This window comes from Rhodococcus sp. DMU2021 (assembly GCF_019641445.1).
Lineage (GTDB): Bacteria > Actinomycetota > Actinomycetes > Mycobacteriales > Mycobacteriaceae > Rhodococcus > Rhodococcus pyridinivorans.
In genome coordinates this window covers 121062-140700 of sequence record NZ_JAIFKB010000015.1, presented here as the reverse complement: position 1 = coordinate 140700, position 19639 = coordinate 121062, and the positions used below count along the sequence as shown (strand labels likewise).

Below are 19639 nucleotides of genomic sequence, written 5' to 3'. Positions count from 1 at the left end.
CATGACTTCCACCGAGAACAAGACCCAGCCGCGCCTGAAGGCCCGCTACCGCGCCGAGATCAAGGACGCGCTGAACGCGGAGTTCGACTACGCGAACGTCATGCAGATCCCCGGCGTCGTGAAGGTCGTCGTCAACATGGGTGTCGGCGACGCCGCCCGCGACGCGAAGCTCATCAACGGAGCCGTCAACGACCTCGCGCTCATCACCGGTCAGAAGCCGGAGATCCGTAAGGCCCGCAAGTCCATCGCACAGTTCAAGCTGCGCGAGGGCATGCCGATCGGTGCGCGCGTCACGCTGCGCGGCGACCGCATGTGGGAGTTCCTGGACCGTCTCGTGTCCATCGCGCTTCCCCGTATCCGGGACTTCCGTGGCCTCAACGGCAACCAGTTCGACGGCAACGGCAACTACACGTTCGGCCTGAACGAGCAGTCGATGTTCCACGAGATCGACGTGGACCGCATCGACCGCCCGCGCGGCATGGACATCACTGTCGTGACCACCGCTACCAACAACGAAGAAGGCCGTGCCCTGCTCAAGCACCTCGGCTTCCCGTTCAAGGAGAACTGAGCCCATGGCTAAGAAGGCACTGGTCAACAAGGCCAACAAGAAGCCGAAGTTCGCGGTGCGCGCCTACACCCGCTGCCAGCGCTGCGGGCGCCCGCACTCGGTCTTCCGCAAGTTCGGACTCTGCCGCATCTGCCTTCGCGAGATGGCACACCGCGGAGAACTTCCGGGAGTTCACAAGAGCTCCTGGTGACGTGAGCGGTGGGCGGAGGACCGAGTAGTTCTCCGCCCACTGTCACGCTGTCATGGGTTCGTCGCCGATCCGGCCGACGAATCCGCTATCGAACCGAGTTTCGATGTAGGCCCACGGCCGGCACGTTCCGGCGTTGCATGGGAACCGCATCGAGAAAGGTGAACAGGTCAGCCATGACCATGACCGACCCCATCGCAGACTTCTTGACGCGTCTGCGTAACGCCAACACGGCGTACCACGACGAGGTCAAGCTCCCGTCCTCGAAGATCAAGGTGAACATCGCCGAGATCCTCAAGCGCGAGGGCTACATCTCCGACTACCGCACCGAGGACGCCGAGGTGGGCAAGACCCTCATCGTCGACCTCAAGTACGGACCTTCCCGTGAGCGCAGCCTTGCCGGCGTGCGCCGCGTGTCGAAGCCCGGCCTGCGCGTGTACGCGAAATCCACCAACCTGCCCAAGGTCCTGGGCGGCCTCGGCGTGGCGATCATCTCCACGTCCTCCGGCCTGCTCACCGATCGCCAGGCGGCCAAGCAGGGAGTGGGCGGGGAAGTCCTCGCCTACGTCTGGTAAAGGGAGGCCACCACAATGTCGCGAATCGGAAAACTCCCCGTTGCAGTTCCTTCGGGCGTCGAGATCACCATCGACGGCCAGGATGTTGCAGTCAAGGGCCCCAAGGGCAACCTGTCCCTGACGATCGCCGAGCCGATCGCCGTCGCCAAGGGTGAGGACGGGGCAATCAACGTCACGCGCCCGAACGACGAGCGTCGCAGCCGCGCGCTGCACGGCCTGTCGCGGACGCTCGTGCAGAACCTCATCGTCGGTGTCACCGAGGGTTACACCACCAAGATGGAGATCCACGGCGTCGGCTACCGCGTGGCCCTCAAGGGCAAGGACCTCGAGTTCTCGCTCGGCTACAGCCACCCCGTGCTGATCGAGGCGCCCGAGGGCATCACGTTCGCCGTCGAGAACCCCACGCGCTTCTCGATCTCGGGCATCGACAAGCAGAAGGTCGGCCAGATCGCGGCCAACATCCGCCGGCTGCGCAAGTCCGACCCCTACAAGGGCAAGGGCATCCGCTACGAGGGTGAACAGGTCCGTCGCAAGGTCGGAAAGACGGGTAAGTGATCATGAGCCAGACCGAGAACCAGAAGGCCAAGCGCATCCCGCGCGGCAAGGACGCCTCCACCACGCGTCGCCTTTCGAAGACGCGTCGTCACTTCCGCCTCCGCAAGAAGATCTCCGGCACCGCCGAGCGTCCCCGCCTCGTCGTCAACCGGTCCTCGCGCCACCTGCACGTGCAGCTGGTCGACGACCTGACGGGCACCACTCTCGCCGCAGCGTCGTCCATCGAACCCGATGTGCGCGCTCTCGAGGGCGACAAGAAGGCTCGCGGCGCGAAGGTCGGTCAGCTGATCGCCGAGCGCGCGAAGGCTGCCGGCGTGGAAGCCGTGGTCTTCGACCGCGGTGGCCACACCTACAGCGGACGCATCGCGGCCCTCGCGGACGCGGCTCGCGAAAGCGGGTTGAAGTTCTGATGACCATTTTCTCGAACGGAAGGAACGCCTGATGCCGGGACGTCAGCGGCGTGACGGCGGCAACGGCCCCGCCGGACAGAACCCCAACAGCGGTGACAACCGTGGCGGTCGCGACCGCCGCGACCGCGACTCGCGCGGCGGCAACGCTGCCGAGAAGTCGAACTACATCGAGCGTGTCGTCTCGATCAACCGTGTGTCGAAGGTCGTCAAGGGCGGTCGTCGCTTCAGCTTCACCGCTCTGGTGATCGTGGGCGACGGCAACGGCCTGGTCGGCGTCGGCTACGGCAAGGCCAAGGAAGTTCCCGCGGCCATCCAGAAGGGTGTCGAGGAAGCTCGCAAGAACTTCTTCCGCGTCCCGCTCATCGGCGGAACCATCACCCACCCCGTCCAGGGAGAGGCTGCAGCCGGTGTCGTCCTGCTGCGTCCGGCTTCCCCCGGTACCGGTGTCATCGCCGGTGGCGCTGTGCGCGCGGTGCTGGAGTGTGCGGGTGTCCACGACATCCTGTCGAAGTCGCTCGGCTCCGACAACGCCATCAATGTGGTGCACGCGACGGTTGCGGCCCTCAAGGGTCTGCAGCGTCCCGAGGAAGTCGCGGCTCGCCGTGGCCTCACCCTCGAGGAAGTTGCCCCCGCCGGCATGCTGCGCGCACGTGCACAGGCTGCTGGGAGCGTGAAGTAATGGCAGAGCTGAAGATCACCCAGATCAAGAGCACCATCGGGGCCAAGTCGAATCAGCGCGACAGCCTCCGGACCCTCGGTCTGCGGAAGATCCGCCAGTCCGTCGTCCGCGAGGACAATGCGCAGAATCGTGGCCTCATCAACGTGGTGCGTCACCTCGTCACCGTTGAGGAGGTCTGAGAATGACCATCAAGCTGCATCACCTGCGCCCGGCTCCGGGTGCGAAGACGGACAAGACCCGCGTCGGACGCGGTGAGGGTTCGAAGGGCAAGACCGCCGGCCGCGGTACGAAGGGCACGAAGGCACGCAAGAACGTGTCGCCGGCCTTCGAGGGTGGCCAGATGCCCATCCACATGCGTCTGCCGAAGCTCAAGGGCTTCAAGAACGCATTTCGTACCGAGTACCAGATCGTCAACGTCGGGGACATCGCTCGCGTGTTCCCCGAGGGTGGACAGATCGGTGTCGCGGACCTCGTGGCGAAGGGTCTGGTTCGCAAGAACCAGCTCGTCAAGGTCCTCGGCGAGGGCGAGCTGACGGTGGCCGTGCAGGTCACCGCCGACAAGTTCTCGGCCTCCGCTCAGGAGAAGATCGCTGCAGCCGGTGGCAGCGCGACCGTCCAGGCCTGACCTGTACTTTCGCGTGTGAGTCACGGCTGTCGAACGGCCGCGGTGCAGATACCTGCACCGCGGCCGTTCGCGCGTTCACGCCGGTGTCCCAAGCTGCGTTCGCAGCGGTGACATAGGCTACCGGGCTACGCCTCTCATCGGGGCCCACTGTTAGAGTTTCAGAGTTGTCTACCGTCCGACGGATCCCTCTCGATCCGTCGTCCCCGATCGGCCCGCCAGGAGGATCTTTGCTTTCCGCCTTCGTCTCGGCCCTCAGGACACCGGACCTGAGGCGGAAGATTCTCATCGCCCTCGGGCTCGTGGCGCTGTACCGCCTCGGTGCTACCGTGCCATCCCCGGGCGTCGACTACGGCAACGTCCAGGCCTGTGTCGATCAGCTCGCCGGCAGCGAGCAGGCCGGCATCTACTCGCTGATCAATCTGTTCTCCGGCGGCGCGCTACTGCAGTTGTCGGTCTTCGCGATCGGCATCATGCCGTTCATCACCGCGAGCATCATCGTCCAGCTGCTCACCGTGGTCATTCCACGCTTCGAGGAACTGCGCAAGGAAGGCCAGTCCGGCCAGGCCAAGATGACGCAGTACACGCGTTATCTCGCCGTCGCGCTCGCCGTCCTGCAGGCCACCGGCATCGTCGCGCTCGCCGCCCGAGGGCAGCTGCTGCAGGGCTGCTCGGAGCCGATCCTCGCCGACGACAGCATCTTCGGGATGGTCGTCATCGTGCTGGTGATGACCGCCGGTGCCGCCGTCGTCATGTGGTTCGGTGAGCTCATCACCGAACGCGGTGTCGGCAACGGCATGTCGCTGCTGATCTTCGCCGGTATCGCGGCCGCGCTGCCGAGCGAGGGTCGCATGATCCTCGAATCCCGCGGCGGCCTCGTCTTCGCGATCGTCTGCGTCGTGGCCCTGGCCCTCATCACGGGTGTCGTGTTCATCGAGCAGGGTCAGCGCCGGATCCCGGTGCAGTACGCCAAGCGCATGGTCGGCCGTCGTATGTACGGCGGTTCGTCGACCTACCTGCCGCTGAAGGTCAACCAGGCGGGCATCATCCCCGTCATCTTCGCGTCGTCGCTGCTGTACCTGCCCAATCTCGTCGCGCAGCTCACCGGTGCCACGACGAACCCGGATCCGAGTTGGTGGCAGCGGATCATCAACGAGTACCTGGTCAATCCGAACAACCCGGTCTACATCGCGATCTACTTCGCCCTGATCGTGTTCTTCGTCTTCTTCTACGTCGCCATCACCTTCAATCCGGAGGAGCGGGCCGACGAGATGAAGAAATACGGCGGCTTCATCCCGGGCATCCGCCCCGGTCGCCCGACCGCCGAATATCTCAGTTTCGTGCTCAACCGCATCACGGTTCCGGGCTCGATCTACCTCGGTCTCATCGCGACGCTGCCGAACTTCTTCCTGTCCGGCAGCCAGACGGCCTCGAGCATCTTCGGTGGCGCCGCGGTTCTCATTCTCGTCAGTGTCGCGCTGGACACTGTCAAGCAGATCGAAAGTCAACTGATGCAGCGCAACTACGAAGGGTTCCTCAAGTGAGACTTGTACTGCTCGGTCCTCCCGGTGCCGGCAAGGGCACACAGGCCGCGATTCTGTCCGAGAAGCTCGGCATCCCCGCCATCTCGACGGGCGATCTTTTCCGCGCGAACATCGGGCAGGGCACCCCGCTCGGCGTCGAGGCCAAGAAGTACATCGACGCGGGGGAGCTCGTTCCCGCCGAGATCACCAACAACATGGTGCGTGAGCGTCTGGCCGAGCCCGACGCCGCCAACGGCTTCCTCCTCGACGGCTTCCCGCGCAGCGTGGAGCAGGCCAAGGAACTCGAGAACATCCTGAAGGATCTCGGTGTCGAGCTCGACGGCGTGCTGTCCTTCGTCATCGACGAGGACGTCGTGGTCGAGCGCATGCTCGCCCGCGGTCGCGCCGACGACACCGAAGACGTGATCCGCAACCGTCTCCGGGTCTACCGTGAGGAGACGGCCCCGCTGCTCGACTACTACGCCGACTCGATCATCACGGTCGACGCGATCGGTGAGGTCGAGGAGATCAATTCGCGGGCTCTGTCCGCACTTGGAAAGTAGACGGGTAGTTCGACATGGGTTTCGGGCGCAAGCGCTCAGTGGTTCCGTTCCGCACCTCGGGTGAACTCGACGCGATGGCGGCGGCGGGAGCCGTGGTCGGTGCCGCACTCGTCGCAGTGCGCGAGGCCGCCAAGCCGGGCGTGAGCACCCTGGAACTCGACCAGGTGGCGGAATCGGTCATCCGCGATGCGGGGGCCGTTCCGTCCTTCCTGGGCTACCACGGCTTCACCGGTTCGATCTGTTCGTCGGTCAACGAGGTCGTCGTCCACGGCATCCCGTCGGTGTCGGTGGTGCTCGCCGAGGGCGACCTCGTGTCGATCGACTGCGGTGCGATCCTCGACGGCTGGCACGGCGACTCGGCATGGACCTTCGGGATCGGGGAGCTGTCGCAGGCCGACATCGACCTGAGCGAGGCCACCCGTCTGTCGCTCGAGGCCGGTATTGCGGCGATGCTCCCGGGCAACCGCCTGACCGACGTCTCGCATGCGATCGAGCAAGGCACGCATGCCGCCGAGAAGGTGCACGGCCGCTTGTACGGCATCGTCGACGGCTACGGCGGTCACGGTATCGGGCGCGAGATGCACATGGATCCGTTCCTCCCCAACGAAGGCAAGCCGGGCAAGGGCCCGAAGCTCGTCGTCGGATCGGTGCTCGCCGTCGAGCCGATGCTCACCCTCGGTACCTACGAGACCGAGGTCCTCGACGACGAGTGGACGGTGGTGACCGTCGACGGCAGCCGGGCCGCGCACTGGGAGCACACGGTAGCGGTCACCGAGGACGGCCCCCGTATCCTCACCGTCCGGCCGGAGTGACGCGAGCGGTCGTACTCCGCGGCGTCATACGTCGACGAGGAGCGTGACCGGTCCGTCGTTGACGAGGCTCACCTCCATGTAGGCCCCGAACTTCCCGGTCTCCACCGTCGCGCCGAGATCTCGTAGAGCGTTCGCGAACGCATCGACGAGAGGTTCGGCGATCGGGCGGGGAGCGGCGGCCGACCACGACGGACGCCTGCTCTTCCTCGTGTCGGCCATGAGCGTGAACTGGCTGACCACCAGGATCGGGGCGTCGACGTCGGAGGCGGATCGCTCGTCCTCGAGGATGCGCATCGTCCACACCTTCCGGGCGAGCGTCGCGGCCTTGGTCTCGTCGTCGTCGTGCGTGACGCCGACCAGCACGAGCAGACCGTGACCGTCTTCGGCCGGCGTGATGCGAGCCACCTCGGCTCCGTCGACCGCCACCGCCGCCGTGGTCACCCGCTGGATCAACGCCCGCACGTGCGGTCCTCCTCCTGGTCGTGGGCACGAGTGTGCCGGAGCTCATTTGTCCTGGACGGTCAACTTCCCGTACCATTGATCGGTGGTGCGCGCTGCGCTCCGATCGGTCCCGTGTCGAATTCCTTCGAATCTCGGTTCGTGTCCGGTCCCGGAGTTGCCGAGCGTCACGGTAACGGATGCCGATGCAACCACAACGCCGAACAACGGATCGCGGAGGATATGGCTAAGAAAGACGGGGCAATCGAGGTCGAGGGCCGGGTAATCGAACCGCTGCCCAATGCGATGTTCCGCATCGAGCTGGAGAACGGGCACAAGGTTCTCGCCCACATCAGCGGAAAGATGCGTCAGCACTACATTCGTATCCTTCCCGAGGACCGCGTTGTCGTGGAGCTTTCTCCCTACGACCTCACGCGTGGACGCATCGTCTACCGCTACAAGTAACGAAGCTTCCCCGGCCACACGGTCGGGGAGAATCATGTCGCCGGGCCGGCTCTGCCGTGTCCGGCGGCGCACATACAGGAGATCGGACTTACGTGAAGGTTCAGCCTAGCGTCAAGAAGATCTGCGAGAAGTGCAAGGTGATCCGCCGTAACGGTCGGGTCATGGTGATCTGCGAGAACCTGCGTCACAAGCAGCGTCAGGGCTAGATCCACCTTCGTCTCGAAGATCTGCTTGGCAACAAGCACGAAGACCTTCCAGCACCAGTCGCGTGGTTACGATCCTCGATCCGTCGAGGAGCTGCGCGATCAACCCCCGGTACGGAGGCCGGGGCCCCACTGTGTTTTTGAATCACACAGTTCTTCGACGCAGGGGACGGGCTGGGAGCAGACCTCCGCACACCGAATAGGAATGCCACATGGCACGTCTCGCAGGTGTCGATCTTCCCCGCGAAAAGCGGATGGAGATCGCACTCACGTACATCTACGGCATCGGCCGTACCCGCTCCCAGGAGATCCTCGAGGCCACGGGTGTCAACCCGGACCTGCGCAGCAAGGATCTGACGGACGAGGACCTCGCCAAGCTCCGCGAGTACATCGAGGAGAGCTACAAGGTCGAGGGTGACCTCCGTCGCGAGGTTCAGGCGGACATCCGCCGCAAGATCGAGATCGGCTGCTACCAGGGCCTGCGACACCGTCGTGGTCTGCCCGTGCGTGGACAGCGCACCAAGACCAACGCCCGCACCCGCAAGGGTCCGAAGCGCACCGTCGCAGGAAAGAAGAAGTAATGCCTCCCAAGTCACGCAGCACCGGTCCGAAGAAGACCCAGAAGGCACGGCGCAGGGACAAGAAGAACGTTCCGCACGGTGCCGCTCACATCAAGAGCACGTTCAACAACACCATCGTGTCCATCACGGACCCGCAGGGCAACGTGATCTCCTGGGCGTCCTCCGGCCACGTCGGCTTCAAGGGTTCGCGCAAGTCGACCCCGTTCGCCGCACAGCTCGCCGCCGAGAACGCCGCCCGCAAGGCGCAGGAACACGGTGTCAAGAAGGTCGACGTCTTCGTCAAGGGCCCGGGCTCGGGCCGCGAGACGGCGATCCGTTCCCTCCAGGCCGCAGGCCTCGAGGTCGGCACCATCTCCGATGTCACCCCGCAGCCCCACAACGGTTGCCGTCCGCCCAAGCGGCGTCGCGTCTAACGGGAAAGGAAGGTAAAGAAAAATGGCTCGTTATACCGGTCCCGTTACCCGTAAGTCGCGTCGTCTCCGTGTCGACCTGGTCGGAGGCGATCAGGCCTTCGAGCGTCGCCCCTACCCGCCCGGCCAGCACGGCCGCGCGCGGATCAAGGAGAGCGAGTACCTGCTCCAGCTGCAGGAGAAGCAGAAGGCCCGCTTCTCGTACGGCGTCATGGAGAAGCAGTTCCGTCGCTACTACGAAGAGGCCGCAAGCCGCCCCGGCAAGACCGGTGAGGTTCTGCTGGTCATCCTCGAGTCGCGCCTGGACAACGTCGTCTACCGTGCCGGCCTCGCCCGCACGCGTCGTCAGGCCCGCCAGCTGGTGAGCCACGGCCACTTCCTGGTCAACGGCAAGAAGGTCGACATCCCCAGCTACCGCGTCTCGCAGTACGACATCATCGATGTCCGCGAGAAGTCGCTGAGCACGCTGCCCTTCCAGGTCGCCCGCGAGACCCAGGGCGAGCGCCCGGTTCCGGGTTGGCTGCAGGTCGTCGGCCCGCGTCTGCGAGTGCTGGTCCACCAGCTCCCCGAGCGCGCGCAGATCGACATCCCGCTGCAGGAACAGCTGATCGTCGAGTACTACTCGAAGTAAGACACCTCGGTGTCGTGGTGTCCTCCGGTCCGTCCGGGCGGGAGGACACCGCTCCATTCCACTAGGGCGTCATATGGCGGACGCCCACAAGGAGGCAACAGATGCTCATCTCTCAGCGACCCGCACTGACCGAAGAGGTCATCGCTGAAAACCGCTCGAAGTTCGTCATCGAGCCGCTCGAGCCTGGCTTCGGGTACACCCTCGGCAACTCGCTTCGTCGCACCCTGCTCTCGTCGATCCCGGGCGCCGCTGTCACCAGCATCCGCATCGACGGCGTTCTCCACGAGTTCACCACCGTTCCCGGGGTGAAGGAGGATGTCACCGACATCATCCTGAACCTCAAGGGTCTCGTGGTGAGCTCCGAAGAGGACGAGCCGGTCACCATGTACGTCCGCAAGCAGGGGCCGGGCACCGTCACGGCCGGCGACATCGTGCCCCCGGCCGGTGTCACCATCCACAACCCGGATCTGCACATCGCCACCCTGAACGACAAGGGCAAGCTGGAGATCGAGCTCGTCGTCGAGCGCGGTCGCGGCTACGTTCCTGCCGTGCAGAACAAGGCGTCCGGCGCCGAGATCGGCCGTATCCCGGTCGACTCGATCTACTCGCCGGTGCTCAAGGTGACGTACAAGGTGGAAGCGACCCGCGTCGAGCAGCGCACCGACTTCGATCGGCTCATTCTCGACGTGGAGACCAAGAACTCGATCAGCGCGCGGGACGCGCTCGCCTCGGCGGGCAAGACCCTCGTGGAGCTCTTCGGTCTGGCTCGTGAGCTGAACGTCGAAGCAGAAGGCATCGAGATCGGTCCCTCGCCCGCCGAGGCCGACCACATCGCCTCCTTCGGACTTCCGATCGAGGACCTCGACCTCACGGTCCGGTCCTACAACTGCCTCAAGCGCGAAGGTGTCCACACCGTCGGCGAGCTCGTGGCACGGACGGAATCCGACCTGCTCGACATCCGCAACTTCGGCCAGAAGTCCATCGACGAGGTCAAGGTCAAGCTGCACTCGCTCGGCCTGTCCCTCAAGGACAGCCCGGCATCGTTCGACCCCAGCACTGTCGCCGGCTACGACGCCGCGACCGGTACCTGGAGCGATACCGAGGCCGGCTCCTTCGGTGACAACGACGGCAACGAGGACTACGCCGAGACCGAGCAGCTGTAGCAGCTCACGGTCCGTTACTAGGAGAAAATCATGCCCAAGCCCAAGAAGGGCGCCCGCTTCGGCGGATCGGCCTCGCATCAGAAGGCGCTCATGGCCAACCTGGCCACCGCGCTCTTCGAGCACGGCCGCATCACCACCACCGAGGCCAAGGCCAAGGCCCTGCGCCCGTACGCCGAGAAGCTCGTCACGCACGCCAAGGCCGGCACGCTGGCCTCGCGTCGTGAGGTGCTGAAGGTCATCCGCAACAAGGACGTCGTCCACTCGCTGTTCGCGGAGATCGGTCCCTCCTTCGAGGACCGCAACGGCGGTTACACCCGCATCATCAAGACGATGCCGCGCAAGGGCGACAACGCCCCCATGGCCATCATCGAGCTGGTGCGCGAGAAGACCGTCACCTCCGAGGCCGACCGCGCTCGCCGCGTCGCCGCCTCGCAGGCACCCGCCGAGGACAACGCGGTCCAGGCCGTCGAGGCCGAGGCCACCGACGCCGAGGTCGCGAACGCCGACGCCGTCGTCGAGGGTGTCGAGGACACCAACGCCACGGCTGCCGACGCACCCGAGGCGGACGAGGCCAAGAAGGACTAATCCACTTGGTTTCGGCATCTGCTGAAGCTCACGAGCCCGCCGACCCTTCCGAGGGCGGCGGGCTCGTGGCTTCTCACGAGACAACCCGTCTGCGACTCGACATCGCGTACGACGGCACCGACTTCTCCGGCTGGGCACGGCAGCCCGGACGTCGCACGGTGTGCGGGGAGATCGAGGAAAAGCTCTCCGCGATCGTCCGCACCCCCGTGCTGCTCACCGTCGCTGGTCGCACCGACGCCGGCGTGCACGCTTCCGGGCAGGTCGCCCACGTCGACGTCCCCTCCGCGGTGCTGCCCGACGATCCGTCGCGCTGGGTCCGCCGTCTCGCACGGTTCCTGCCCCGCGACGTGCGGGTCACCGGGATCTCCGTCGCCCCCGAACATTTCGACGCGCGTTTCTCGGCGATCCGGCGCCACTACGAATACCGCCTCACCACAGCGGTGTACGGCGCCGAGCCGCTGCGTGCCCGCGACACCGTCGCGTGGCCGAAGGCCGTCGATCTCGATGCGATGCAACGCGCGTCGCAGTCGCTGCTCGGCCTGCACGACTTCGCCGCCTTCTGCAAGCGGCGGGAGGGTGCGACGACCGTACGTGAACTGCAGCGATACGACTGGACCCGCGAAGGTGACATCCTCACCGCCTATGTCAGCGCCGACGCCTTCTGCTGGTCGATGGTGCGCAGCCTCGTCGGCGCGGCCCTGGCCGTGGGGGAGGGGCGTCGCAGCGTCGAGTGGATGACGGCCCTGCTCGACGAACGCGAACGTGCGGCGTCCGTCGCGGTGGCACCGGCCCACGGCCTGTCACTGGTTCGCGTCGACTACCCTGCTGACGAGGAACTCGCCGCGCGCAACGCTGCGACGCGGGAGATGCGCGGGCCCATCACGCCCGGCTGTTGCGGATGAAGGGAACGAATGTGCGCGCACGACGGTTTGCGTTGATGGGGACGATCGGGGCGCTCGCCGTCTCGTCGCTGGTCCTGTCCGGTGCCGCGGTCGCCCACGCCGAGGATCTCCCGGCCGCCGCGACCGGCGAGACTCGGTCGCAGAGCGCGACTGTCGAACGCATCGAGAAGCACACCGACCGCGATTGGTCGCTGTTCGTGTACTCGCCGTCGATGGAACGCACCATCGAGCTGCAGGTGCTGCGACCGGCCGACACGAGCGCGCCGCGACCGGTCTTCTACCTGCTCAACGGTGCCGGCGGGGGACTGGACCGGGCGACCTGGCGCGAGCAGACCGACATCGTGGAGTTCTTCGGCGACAAGAACGTCAACGTCGTCACTCCGGTCGGTGGCGCGTTCAGCTACTACACCGACTGGCTCGAGGACGATCCCGTTCTCGGACGCAACAAGTGGACGACCTTCCTCACCGAGGAGATCCCGTCGGTGGTCGACGAGACGCTCGGTGCGAGCGGCCGCAACGCGATCGCCGGTGTGTCGATGTCGGCGACGTCGGCGCTGGCGCTCGCCCAGCAGGCGCCCGATCTCTACCAGGCGGTGGGTTCGTACAGTGGATGCGCCGAGACCGCGTCGGAGATCGGTTCGCGCTATGCGGAGATCGTCGTCGCGTTCGGCGGGGGCGAGGTCGAGAACATGTGGGGACCGGTCGCCGGTGAGCACTGGACCGAACAGGACATCGTGCTCAACGCCGAGAAGCTGCGCGGCAAGGCCGTGTACGTCTCCACGAGCAGCGGTGTCCCGGGTCCGTACGAATTGAAGGCATGGGAGCAGGACGGTGTCGCCGTCCTTCCCGATGTGGCTCTGCTCGGGCTCATCGAGGCCGGCGTGAACGATTGCACGACGCGACTGCGCGGTGCGCTGGACGCAGCCGGGGTCGAGGCGACCTACTCGGTCCGGCCCGACGGTACCCACACCTGGGGCTACTGGCAGGAGGCCCTGCACGAGTCGTGGCCCGTGCTCGGCGAGGCCATCGGCGCCTGAGCCGAGAGCGCTGCGCTCGAAAAGACACCCGGGGGGTGAGGTCCGCGACCTCACCCCCTCGGGCGTTCTCACATGCTCGTCGGATCAGCCAGTCCAGGAACTCGAGGACGTTGCTGATGAGCGCACCGAGCGAACCGGGAAGCGGCCGAGCGCCTCGGCGATCATGCGGTGGCCCTCGGCCTCGTAGCAGTCGTCGCCCACATGGAAGGCCCACACCGCGACCGCGACCGCCGCGCGGACACGTCGGCGGAACCAGGCGTCCTCCTCACGGGGATCCTCGCCGTAGCCACGCAGGAAGGCCTGCTCGGCACCGGGGACCCGGAGGAACTCGCGTACCGCGAGCCGCTCGAAGTCCTCACCCGCCGGGCGCATCCCGGCACGCCCGAAGTCGATCACCTTCACCACACCGATGTCGTCGGCGAGCCAGTTGCGGCTCTGCCAGTCGCCGTGGGTGGGCACCAGGGTGGCCGTCGGTGTCGGCCATCCCTCGACCATCGAGCGCAATCGGCCGGCGACGTCGGGACCGATACGGTGCGGCGCCGCGAGCCACCGCAGCGTCTTCGTGTTCGCCGATCGCTCGTACCCCTCGTCCACCACATGCTCCTGGCGATGGAACTGGGCGAGCAGCGCGCCGGCCTGTTCGTAGACGTCGAGACGGGACGACGCGGCGGTGCCCAGGACGAGCCGCCCCGGAAGGTATTCCGTCACGACGAGTTTCGTCGCGCGGTCTGCGAACACCATGCGGGCGGCCCGACCGCACCGTACCCACGGAGCGGTCCACCGCTCGTGCGCGCTGATCTCGCGGCCGATGTGCCGATCCGGAGTTCCGCCCGCCTTCACGACCAGCAGCCCGTCGTCGGTGTCGACCTCGAGGACAGTGGTCGACACCAGTCCCCAACTCATGTCGGAGACCACGACGATGCGGCCGAACCGCTGCGTCAGCAGGTGGCGTTGCTGTGGAGTGAGCCGCTCCAGGGCGTCCGGCATGAAGGCACTCTAGCGATCTTTCGCCGCGAAAACCCCTGTCGCTTCCGGCTTGTGATCGTTCACCCCGCGAGGGACCGCGCGATCACGAGTCGCTGAATCTGATTGGTGCCCTCGAAGATCTGCGTGATCTTCGCGTCGCGCATGAAGCGCTCGACCGGGAAGTCGCGGGTGTAGCCGTATCCACCGAGGACCTGCACAGCGTCGGTCGTGACCTTCATGGCGGCATCCGTCGCGACGAGCTTGGCCACCGACGCCTGCCGCGAGTAGGGCAGGCCGGCGTCCTTGCGCCGGGCAGCGTCGAGATAGGTGGCGCGGGCCGAGTCGACGGCGGCGGCCATGTCGGCGAGAACGAAGCCGAGGCCCTGGTGGTCGATGATGCGCTTGCCGAAGGCCTGCCGTTCCTTGGCGTAGGCCGTCGCCTCGTCGAGGGCGGCCTGGGCCAGACCCGTCGCGACGGCGGCGATCCCCAGGCGTCCGGAATCCAGTGCGCTGAACGCGATCGGCAGTCCCTGTCCCTCGGCGCCGATCCGGCGCTCGGCCGGGACGAAGGCGTCGTCGTAGTGGGCGGAGGTGGTGGGGATGGCGTGCAGGCCCATCTTCTCCTCGGGCTTGCCGAAGGACAGGCCCTCGGTGCCGGCGGGCACGAGGAAGCACGAGATGCCCTTGCTGCCGGTGTCGGCTGTGCGGGCGAACAGGGTGTAGAAGTCGGCCTTGCCGCCGTTGGTGATCCACGCCTTCGAGCCGGTGATGCGGTAGCCGCCGTCGACGGGCTTCGCACGGCACGCGAGGGCCGCGGCGTCGGATCCGGCCTGCGGCTCGGAGAGGCTGTACGCGCCGATGGTGTTGCCGCCCAGCATCTCCGGGAGCCACTTGTTCTTCTGCTCGTCGGTGCCGTGGGTGGCGAGCGCGAAGCACGACAGTCCGTGCACGCTCACCGCGACCGCCACGGCAGCCCAGCGGGCGCCGAGTTCCTCGAGGACCTGCAGGTAGACCTCGTAGGGTTGGTCGCCGCCGCCGAACTCCTCGGGGTACGGCAGGCTCAGCAGCCCTGCGGCGCCGAGTGCGGGGAAGACGCCCTCGGGGAAGGTCTCCTTGCGCTCGTGCTCGTCGACGCGCGGGGCGAGCACCTTGTCGGCGACGTCGCGGGTGAGGTCGATCAGGTCGTAGGCCTCGCGGGTGGGAAGCAGACGCTCGACGGGCACGGTGGTTCCTCCTGGAAGACTGGGGACCAAGAATAGTACTGAGGACGATACTGCAGTACTGTTCTCGGTATGGCAAGAGTCGGTAGCCGGCGGCCCACCGCCCGGCAGGCGCAACTGTTCGACGATCTGGTCGCGTTGTTCCTGGCAGAAGGCTTCGCGCACCTGACCCTCGACGACATCGCCGCGCGTCTGCGCTGCTCGAAATCGACGCTCTACGCACTCGCGGAGAACAAGGACCGGCTCGTCTACGCGGCGACCGTCCACTTCTTCAAGGGTGCTGCCGACCGGGTGGAGGCCGACGTCGCGCGGGCCGCGGACGCCCAGGCTCGCATCGGCGCCTATCTCGAGGCCGTGGGGCGCGAACTCGAACCCGCCTCCACGCGGTTCATGGAGGACATCGCCCACACGCCGGTCGCGCGCGAGGTCTACGAACGCAACACCCGGTTCGCCGCCGACCGCGTCCGCCAGCTCATCTCCGAGGGAGTTGCGGCCGGCGAACTGCGCGACGTCCACGCGGCCTTCGTCGCCGACGTCGTCGCCTCGGTCATGGTCCGCATCCAGCAACGACAGGTGGCCGAGGCGACCGGTCTCGAGGACGCACGTGCCTACCGGGAACTCGCCGCACTGCTCGCGCACGGGCTCTCGACCGCACCGCACCTACGATCGACCCTATGACCACGGCTGCACCGAACGATCCGATCCGCCTCGAGGTCGTCGTCGCGAGTGTCCGCGCCGGTCGCATCGCGCCGGTCGTCGCAGACTGGTTCGCGGCCACCGCACGGCGTCGGCCCGAGTTCGACGTCGGCGTTCTCGATCTCGCCGAGACTCCGCTCCCGCACGACCTCTCGGGCGGTCCCGACGCCGACGCCTTCACCGGTCGCATCGGTGCTGCGGACGCCTTCGTGGTGGTGACCTCCGAGTACAACCACGGCTATCCCGCCGCGCTGAAGACGGCCATCGACACCGTCAAGCACGAATGGCGCACCAAGCCGGTCGGATTCGTCTCCTACGGTGGCCTGTCCGGCGGATTGCGCGCGGTCGAGCAGTTGCGGCAGGTCGTCGTCGAGGTCCACATGGTGCCGGTGCGGCAGTCGGTGAGCTTCCACCGCGTCAAGCACGCCTTCGCGGCCGACGGCACCACCACGGACGAGGCCGCGATCGACGGCGCAGAACGCATGCTCGACCAGATCGCCTGGTGGGTCCGCACCGTCCGCGCCGGAACCGCCCTCGACCGCTATCCCGGCTGAGGCGCCGGATCCGGCATGCGCGACCGGCCGAGATGGGTGCTCTCCGCCGCGATCGTCACGAGGGTGAGAGGCGTGCGTTCGCCGCCTACCGTGAGCACCACACGGTCCCCGGCCGCTCCGGGTTGGAGCAACGACACCGTGGGGCGCTCGCGCGGCCATCCGTCCGGGTGGATGTGCACGTGGATCGCGGTCGCGTGCGGCATGGACGAGGTGGGCGGGACGCCGTCGTAGACGACCGTGTCGAAATCGTGGTCGCCCGCGTACTCGCCCGCCAGACGCAGCCGGTCGGGTCCGGCCGCGGATCCGACCAGGCCGCGCCACGCACCGGACCGGTCGGTGTGGACGACGACCCTCGCCCCCACCGCGACGGCGCGGAAGACCACCTGCTGGGCGAGATACAACTCGCCCGCGATGTGGACCGAGCGGACTCCGGGACCGGTGAGACGCGCGGTGACGGCGCGACCGGCGTCGTCCGATCCGATGAGCTGCCCACACCCACCGGCCGGAAGAGCGAGGGCGTCGAGTTCCCCGCTACGCGATTCGCGCAAGGGAACCCGGTCTTCCAGTTGCGGAACCCCGAGGGGCAATGCCGCTGTGAGGAGTTCGGCGTGACGTCCGTACGCCGGGAACAGTCCGGCCACCGAGGGGACGTCCGCCTCGCGCGTGGTGAACCGTGCCAGCGCCCCGACCCGAACCGACCCGTCATCACCCGGTCGCAACCGGAGGACCAGTGTCGACGCCAAAGTTGGATGCGACCAGATCGCCGCCGTGTGGCGGCGGTCGATCCGACGTGGGTCGAAGGCGCCGCCCGAGTCGAAGGCGGAGGCCAGGGCGACGTGCCGGCGCGTCGGGGCCCACTCCGTCGCCGGGACCCCGTGGGAGATGCGCAGCGCGGCCTGTTCGATCTCGCTCGCGGTGAGCAGTCGCGCACCGTACCCGGCGTCGCCGAGCGCGCGGATCACGCGCCGCGCCGCCGCGACGACGGTCCGGGCGGCACCCTCGGAGCCTCCGCCCCGACGGGCGGCAGCGGCCGCGCAGGACGTGACGTCGAGTCGGAGCACCACCCGCACCGTGCGTTCGGCCGCTGCGGGAAGCGGGCCCAGCAACTGTGCGTAGGCCTGCCCCGCGGGGGTCGAGTCGCGAACCCGGCGCCCCTGCACCACGACATCGATCCCGTCCAGGACGACGTCGTGCCGGTACAGGCAGGCGGCGATCGCGTCGAGGGGGAGCGTTCGCCCCGTCTCCTCGCTGTCGCGCCCGAGTCGGGTGATCGCACCGGCCGGTGAGAACGGTTCGAGAACCACGGTCGCGTACGGGCCGTCCCATAGCACCCCCACCGGGACTGCCGACCCGACGTGGAAGTCGCGGAGGACACCCGAGACGGAGACGTCGTCCGGGCGTCGGCGCAGAACGGTCGCGATCCATTCGGCTGTGCCGCGTCCGCCGATCCGCACGAGGCACAGCGCGGCCGGTGGCACGGCGATCGCGCAGGCCACCCACACGGACGCCCCCGACACCACCGCCAGCGTCCATACGAGGGCGGCGACGCACTGGGCACCCACGAGCCGCACGGCGACACGGCTTCTCGCATCACCTGCTGCTGTGCTGATCCGTGCACCGGTGGGCGCTGTGCTGACCCGTGCACCGGTGGGCGCTGTGCTGACCCGTGAATCCCCCGACTCGAAGACGGTTCGTTGCATCGATCCCCCCCGAACGACGGCCGGCAATGATTCCGGCGCGGTGCCGACCTTCCCCCTGACCGCGCGGAGCGCCTGTGGTGGACGCCCGACTGGACTGTACTGTGTTGCGCCAGAGAGCGTGCCGTACGGGGGGAGATCGATGGCAGCGCAACCGACCACGCGATGGCAGGTCAGTGGATACCGTTTCCTGGCACGACGCATGGATCATGCGTTGGTGCGGGGCGACGTACGAATGATCCACGATCCCATGCGTTCCCAGTTCCGGGCGTTCGTCGTCGGAGTCGTCGTCGCGTGTGTCGTGCTGGGAGGCTGTGCCGCCCTTGCCCTGTTCCGCCCCCAGGACCGGATCGGTGATGCTTCCGTCGTCGTCGGACGCGACTCCGGTGCGCTCTACGTCGCGATCGGCACGACCTTCCATCCCGTCCTGAATCTCGCGTCGGCCCGGCTGATCCTCGGATCGCCCACCGAACCGGCGGTCGTAGCCGACGAGGAACTGACGACACGGCCACGCGGACCGCTGGTGGGGATCCCGGGTGCGCCGTCCTCCCTGGTCCATGATGCAGAGGAGGTGCCGTGGACGGTGTGCGACGTCGCCGACCCGAACGGTCTGCAGTCCTCGACCACCGCCGTGCTCGCCGGCACACCCGACCACCGGGCAGGCTCGGTGCTCGCCGACGACGAAGCGCTCCTCGTGGCCGCGGACGGCAGATACCACTTGCTCTACGAGGGCAGACGCGCCGAAATCGACCCGAACGACCGGTCGCTCGTGCGCCTGCTGGGCATCGACGTCTCCCGTGCGCGCCCCGCGAGTCCCGGACTGCTCGCCGCCGTGCCGGAATCGCCGAAGCTGGCGGCACCCCACATCACCGGCGCCGGAGGTGTCCCGGGCATGTCGATCCCGGGTGTGCGAGTCGGGTCGGTCGTCGCGGTGTCCGAACCGGACGGGCAGAGTTTCCACGTAGTGCTCGAGAACGGTGTGCAGGAGGTCTCGCGGGCCACCGCACATCTCATCCACTTCTCGGATTCGCAAGGAGCACCCGAGATTCCGGTGATTCCACCCGACGTCCTCGCAGCCGCGCCGGTCGTGCACGAACTGCCGGTCGACACCTTTCCCGAGGTCGTCCCGCGCATCGTCGATCCGGGGGAGAGGCCTGTGGCGTGCTCCACCTGGCAGCCCGGCACAGGCGAGAACGACCGGCACCGCTCGACTCTGCGGTTGTCCGCGGGGACGGCCCTGCCCACCGGCAAGGACGCCGTGCCGGTGGTCCCGGCCCAGGCGGACGATGCCGGACCGCAGGTCGACGCGATCCACATCCCGCCGGGCCGCGGCAGATACGTGCAGATTACCTCGCTGACCTCGGACACCGACCGTCTCGGTTCGTTGTTCTACGTCGCCGACACCGGCGTGCGGTACGGCATCACCGATGCGGACGCCGCTGCGGCACTCGGCTTCACGGATCCACCCGCCCGGGTCCCGTGGCCCATCCTGCAGTTGCTCGCTCCGGGACCCGCGCTCGGCCGGGAACAGGCGCTGCTCGCACACGACGGTGTCGCCGCCGACCCGGAGGCGGTCCCCGTCGGGGCGGGCAACTGA

The 19639-nt window shown here is 67.4% G+C and carries 27 protein-coding genes; 23 read left to right on the top strand and 4 right to left on the bottom strand.

Annotated elements, in window-relative coordinates:
* The first annotated feature begins 1 nt into the window (after position 1).
* The 11 genes from rplE to map all read left to right on the top strand — a co-directional run bounded on the left by rplE (position 2) and on the right by map (position 6494).
* Positions 2–568 (top strand): 50S ribosomal protein L5, encoded by a 567-nt coding sequence (gene rplE, locus K3M35_RS19400; RefSeq protein ID WP_120279963.1) that lies wholly within the window; start codon positions 2–4, stop codon positions 566–568.
* Positions 569–572: 4 nt separating this feature from the next.
* Entirely contained in the window at positions 573–758 is a 186-nt protein-coding gene (locus K3M35_RS19395; RefSeq protein ID WP_006554598.1) for a type Z 30S ribosomal protein S14, read from the top strand.
* Between the two features lie 173 nt (positions 759–931).
* A complete protein-coding gene (gene rpsH / locus K3M35_RS19390) occupies positions 932–1330 on the top strand; it encodes a 30S ribosomal protein S8 (protein ID WP_006554597.1) in 399 nt (132 codons plus the stop codon).
* 15 nt (positions 1331–1345) lie between these two features.
* Positions 1346–1885 (top strand): 50S ribosomal protein L6, encoded by a 540-nt coding sequence (gene rplF / locus K3M35_RS19385; protein ID WP_006554596.1) that lies wholly within the window; start codon positions 1346–1348, stop codon positions 1883–1885.
* Between the two features lie 2 nt (positions 1886–1887).
* The gene (gene rplR, locus K3M35_RS19380; protein ID WP_006554595.1) at positions 1888–2295 is read left to right on the top strand and encodes a 50S ribosomal protein L18; all 408 of its coding nucleotides are present in this window, start codon (positions 1888–1890) and stop codon (positions 2293–2295) included.
* 31 nt (positions 2296–2326) lie between these two features.
* Complete coding sequence (gene rpsE, locus K3M35_RS19375; protein WP_006554594.1) at positions 2327–2974, top strand: 30S ribosomal protein S5; 648 nt, start codon at positions 2327–2329, stop codon at positions 2972–2974.
* Complete coding sequence (rpmD, locus tag K3M35_RS19370; RefSeq protein WP_006554593.1) at positions 2974–3153, top strand: 50S ribosomal protein L30; 180 nt, start codon at positions 2974–2976, stop codon at positions 3151–3153. Before rpsE ends, rpmD begins: the two co-directional genes overlap by 1 nt.
* Positions 3154–3155: 2 nt before the next feature.
* Positions 3156–3599 (top strand): 50S ribosomal protein L15, encoded by a 444-nt coding sequence (gene rplO, locus K3M35_RS19365; RefSeq protein ID WP_006554592.1) that lies wholly within the window; start codon positions 3156–3158, stop codon positions 3597–3599.
* 227 nt (positions 3600–3826) lie between these two features.
* On the top strand, positions 3827–5140 hold the full coding sequence (secY, locus tag K3M35_RS19360; protein ID WP_006554591.1) for a preprotein translocase subunit SecY: 1314 nt from the start codon (positions 3827–3829) through the stop codon (positions 5138–5140).
* Positions 5137–5682, top strand: a complete 546-nt coding sequence (locus K3M35_RS19355; protein ID WP_220666893.1) for an adenylate kinase — start codon at positions 5137–5139, stop codon at positions 5680–5682. The genes secY and K3M35_RS19355 overlap by 4 nt, the downstream gene beginning before the upstream one ends.
* Positions 5683–5696: 14 nt before the next feature.
* Positions 5697–6494 carry a type I methionyl aminopeptidase gene (map, locus tag K3M35_RS19350; protein WP_006554589.1) on the top strand — a complete coding sequence of 266 codons (798 nt, stop codon included), beginning with the start codon at positions 5697–5699 and terminating at the stop codon, positions 6492–6494.
* 24 nt (positions 6495–6518) lie between these two features.
* On the opposite strand, the gene dtd is transcribed toward map, so the two are convergent.
* Positions 6519–6956 carry a D-aminoacyl-tRNA deacylase gene (gene dtd, locus K3M35_RS19345; RefSeq protein WP_220666892.1) on the bottom strand — a complete coding sequence of 146 codons (438 nt, stop codon included), beginning with the start codon at positions 6954–6956 and terminating at the stop codon, positions 6519–6521.
* Positions 6957–7175: 219 nt separating this feature from the next.
* Here dtd and infA point away from each other — a divergent pair, with 219 nt between their 5' ends.
* From infA to K3M35_RS19300, 9 genes are all read left to right on the top strand, one after another.
* On the top strand, positions 7176–7397 hold the full coding sequence (gene infA, locus K3M35_RS19340) for a translation initiation factor IF-1 (protein WP_006554587.1): 222 nt from the start codon (positions 7176–7178) through the stop codon (positions 7395–7397).
* 92 nt (positions 7398–7489) lie between these two features.
* A complete protein-coding gene (rpmJ, locus tag K3M35_RS19335; RefSeq protein WP_003938068.1) occupies positions 7490–7603 on the top strand; it encodes a 50S ribosomal protein L36 in 114 nt (37 codons plus the stop codon).
* A gap of 209 nt (positions 7604–7812) precedes the next feature.
* On the top strand, positions 7813–8181 hold the full coding sequence (gene rpsM, locus K3M35_RS19330; protein ID WP_006554586.1) for a 30S ribosomal protein S13: 369 nt from the start codon (positions 7813–7815) through the stop codon (positions 8179–8181).
* The gene (rpsK, locus tag K3M35_RS19325) at positions 8181–8594 is read left to right on the top strand and encodes a 30S ribosomal protein S11 (protein ID WP_006554585.1); all 414 of its coding nucleotides are present in this window, start codon (positions 8181–8183) and stop codon (positions 8592–8594) included. Before rpsM ends, rpsK begins: the two co-directional genes overlap by 1 nt.
* Positions 8595–8616: 22 nt before the next feature.
* Entirely contained in the window at positions 8617–9222 is a 606-nt protein-coding gene (gene rpsD / locus K3M35_RS19320) for a 30S ribosomal protein S4 (RefSeq protein WP_006554584.1), read from the top strand.
* A 101-nt stretch (positions 9223–9323) separates the two neighbouring features.
* Positions 9324–10385 carry a DNA-directed RNA polymerase subunit alpha gene (locus K3M35_RS19315; RefSeq protein ID WP_006554583.1) on the top strand — a complete coding sequence of 354 codons (1062 nt, stop codon included), beginning with the start codon at positions 9324–9326 and terminating at the stop codon, positions 10383–10385.
* Between the two features lie 30 nt (positions 10386–10415).
* Positions 10416–10970 (top strand): 50S ribosomal protein L17, encoded by a 555-nt coding sequence (gene rplQ / locus K3M35_RS19310; protein WP_006554582.1) that lies wholly within the window; start codon positions 10416–10418, stop codon positions 10968–10970.
* A 65-nt stretch (positions 10971–11035) separates the two neighbouring features.
* On the top strand, positions 11036–11872 hold the full coding sequence (gene truA / locus K3M35_RS19305; RefSeq protein ID WP_231913194.1) for a tRNA pseudouridine(38-40) synthase TruA: 837 nt from the start codon (positions 11036–11038) through the stop codon (positions 11870–11872).
* Between the two features lie 35 nt (positions 11873–11907).
* Positions 11908–12909, top strand: coding sequence for an alpha/beta hydrolase family protein (locus K3M35_RS19300; protein WP_220666891.1), 1002 nt, complete (start codon positions 11908–11910; stop codon positions 12907–12909).
* An 84-nt stretch (positions 12910–12993) separates the two neighbouring features.
* Here K3M35_RS19300 and K3M35_RS19295 read toward each other — a convergent pair whose 3' ends face one another.
* Together K3M35_RS19295 and K3M35_RS19290 are read right to left on the bottom strand one after the other, a co-directional pair.
* Complete coding sequence (locus K3M35_RS19295) at positions 12994–13896, bottom strand: phosphotransferase family protein (RefSeq protein WP_220666890.1); 903 nt, start codon at positions 13894–13896, stop codon at positions 12994–12996.
* A 59-nt stretch (positions 13897–13955) separates the two neighbouring features.
* Positions 13956–15098: an acyl-CoA dehydrogenase family protein gene (locus K3M35_RS19290; protein WP_033096996.1), complete on the bottom strand. Its 1143-nt coding sequence runs from the start codon at positions 15096–15098 to the stop codon at positions 13956–13958.
* A 69-nt stretch (positions 15099–15167) separates the two neighbouring features.
* Between K3M35_RS19290 and K3M35_RS19285 the strand changes: the two genes are divergently transcribed.
* Together K3M35_RS19285 and K3M35_RS19280 are read left to right on the top strand one after the other, a co-directional pair.
* Positions 15168–15773: a TetR/AcrR family transcriptional regulator gene (locus K3M35_RS19285; protein ID WP_006550047.1), complete on the top strand. Its 606-nt coding sequence runs from the start codon at positions 15168–15170 to the stop codon at positions 15771–15773.
* Positions 15770–16345: an NADPH-dependent FMN reductase gene (locus K3M35_RS19280; RefSeq protein ID WP_220666889.1), complete on the top strand. Its 576-nt coding sequence runs from the start codon at positions 15770–15772 to the stop codon at positions 16343–16345. Before K3M35_RS19285 ends, K3M35_RS19280 begins: the two co-directional genes overlap by 4 nt.
* Here the strand turns inward: K3M35_RS19280 and eccE are convergent.
* On the bottom strand, positions 16333–17916 hold the full coding sequence (gene eccE / locus K3M35_RS19275; protein ID WP_242411740.1) for a type VII secretion protein EccE: 1584 nt from the start codon (positions 17914–17916) through the stop codon (positions 16333–16335). The two genes, K3M35_RS19280 and eccE, sit on opposite strands and share 13 nt — an antisense overlap.
* Before the next feature lie 268 nt (positions 17917–18184).
* Between eccE and eccB the strand changes: the two genes are divergently transcribed.
* On the top strand, positions 18185–19639 hold the full coding sequence (gene eccB / locus K3M35_RS19270; protein ID WP_220666887.1) for a type VII secretion protein EccB: 1455 nt from the start codon (positions 18185–18187) through the stop codon (positions 19637–19639).

Bases quoted from the DNA above. Each gene is read 5' to 3' on its own strand.
- rpmD (WP_006554593.1), top strand. From the start codon at position 2,974: ATGGCAGAGCTGAAGATCACCCAGATCAAGAGCACCATCGGGGCCAAG.
- K3M35_RS19395 (WP_006554598.1), top strand. From the start codon at position 573: ATGGCTAAGAAGGCACTGGTCAACAAGGCCAACAAGAAGCCGAAGTTC.
- K3M35_RS19295 (WP_220666890.1), bottom strand. From the start codon at position 13,896: ATGCCGGACGCCCTGGAGCGGCTCACTCCACAGCAACGCCACCTGCTG.
- K3M35_RS19300 (WP_220666891.1), top strand. From the start codon at position 11,908: ATGGGGACGATCGGGGCGCTCGCCGTCTCGTCGCTGGTCCTGTCCGGT.
- K3M35_RS19280 (WP_220666889.1), top strand. From the start codon at position 15,770: ATGACCACGGCTGCACCGAACGATCCGATCCGCCTCGAGGTCGTCGTC.
- rplO (WP_006554592.1), top strand. From the start codon at position 3,156: ATGACCATCAAGCTGCATCACCTGCGCCCGGCTCCGGGTGCGAAGACG.
- rpsE (WP_006554594.1), top strand. From the start codon at position 2,327: ATGCCGGGACGTCAGCGGCGTGACGGCGGCAACGGCCCCGCCGGACAG.
- rplR (WP_006554595.1), top strand. From the start codon at position 1,888: ATGAGCCAGACCGAGAACCAGAAGGCCAAGCGCATCCCGCGCGGCAAG.
- rplQ (WP_006554582.1), top strand. From the start codon at position 10,416: ATGCCCAAGCCCAAGAAGGGCGCCCGCTTCGGCGGATCGGCCTCGCAT.
- K3M35_RS19285 (WP_006550047.1), top strand. From the start codon at position 15,168: ATGGCAAGAGTCGGTAGCCGGCGGCCCACCGCCCGGCAGGCGCAACTG.
- K3M35_RS19315 (WP_006554583.1), top strand. From the start codon at position 9,324: ATGCTCATCTCTCAGCGACCCGCACTGACCGAAGAGGTCATCGCTGAA.
- rpsH (WP_006554597.1), top strand. From the start codon at position 932: ATGACCATGACCGACCCCATCGCAGACTTCTTGACGCGTCTGCGTAAC.
- map (WP_006554589.1), top strand. From the start codon at position 5,697: ATGGGTTTCGGGCGCAAGCGCTCAGTGGTTCCGTTCCGCACCTCGGGT.
- rplF (WP_006554596.1), top strand. From the start codon at position 1,346: ATGTCGCGAATCGGAAAACTCCCCGTTGCAGTTCCTTCGGGCGTCGAG.
- eccB (WP_220666887.1), top strand. From the start codon at position 18,185: ATGGCAGCGCAACCGACCACGCGATGGCAGGTCAGTGGATACCGTTTC.
- rplE (WP_120279963.1), top strand. From the start codon at position 2: ATGACTTCCACCGAGAACAAGACCCAGCCGCGCCTGAAGGCCCGCTAC.
- rpsD (WP_006554584.1), top strand. From the start codon at position 8,617: ATGGCTCGTTATACCGGTCCCGTTACCCGTAAGTCGCGTCGTCTCCGT.
- infA (WP_006554587.1), top strand. From the start codon at position 7,176: ATGGCTAAGAAAGACGGGGCAATCGAGGTCGAGGGCCGGGTAATCGAA.
- rpsK (WP_006554585.1), top strand. From the start codon at position 8,181: ATGCCTCCCAAGTCACGCAGCACCGGTCCGAAGAAGACCCAGAAGGCA.
- rpsM (WP_006554586.1), top strand. From the start codon at position 7,813: ATGGCACGTCTCGCAGGTGTCGATCTTCCCCGCGAAAAGCGGATGGAG.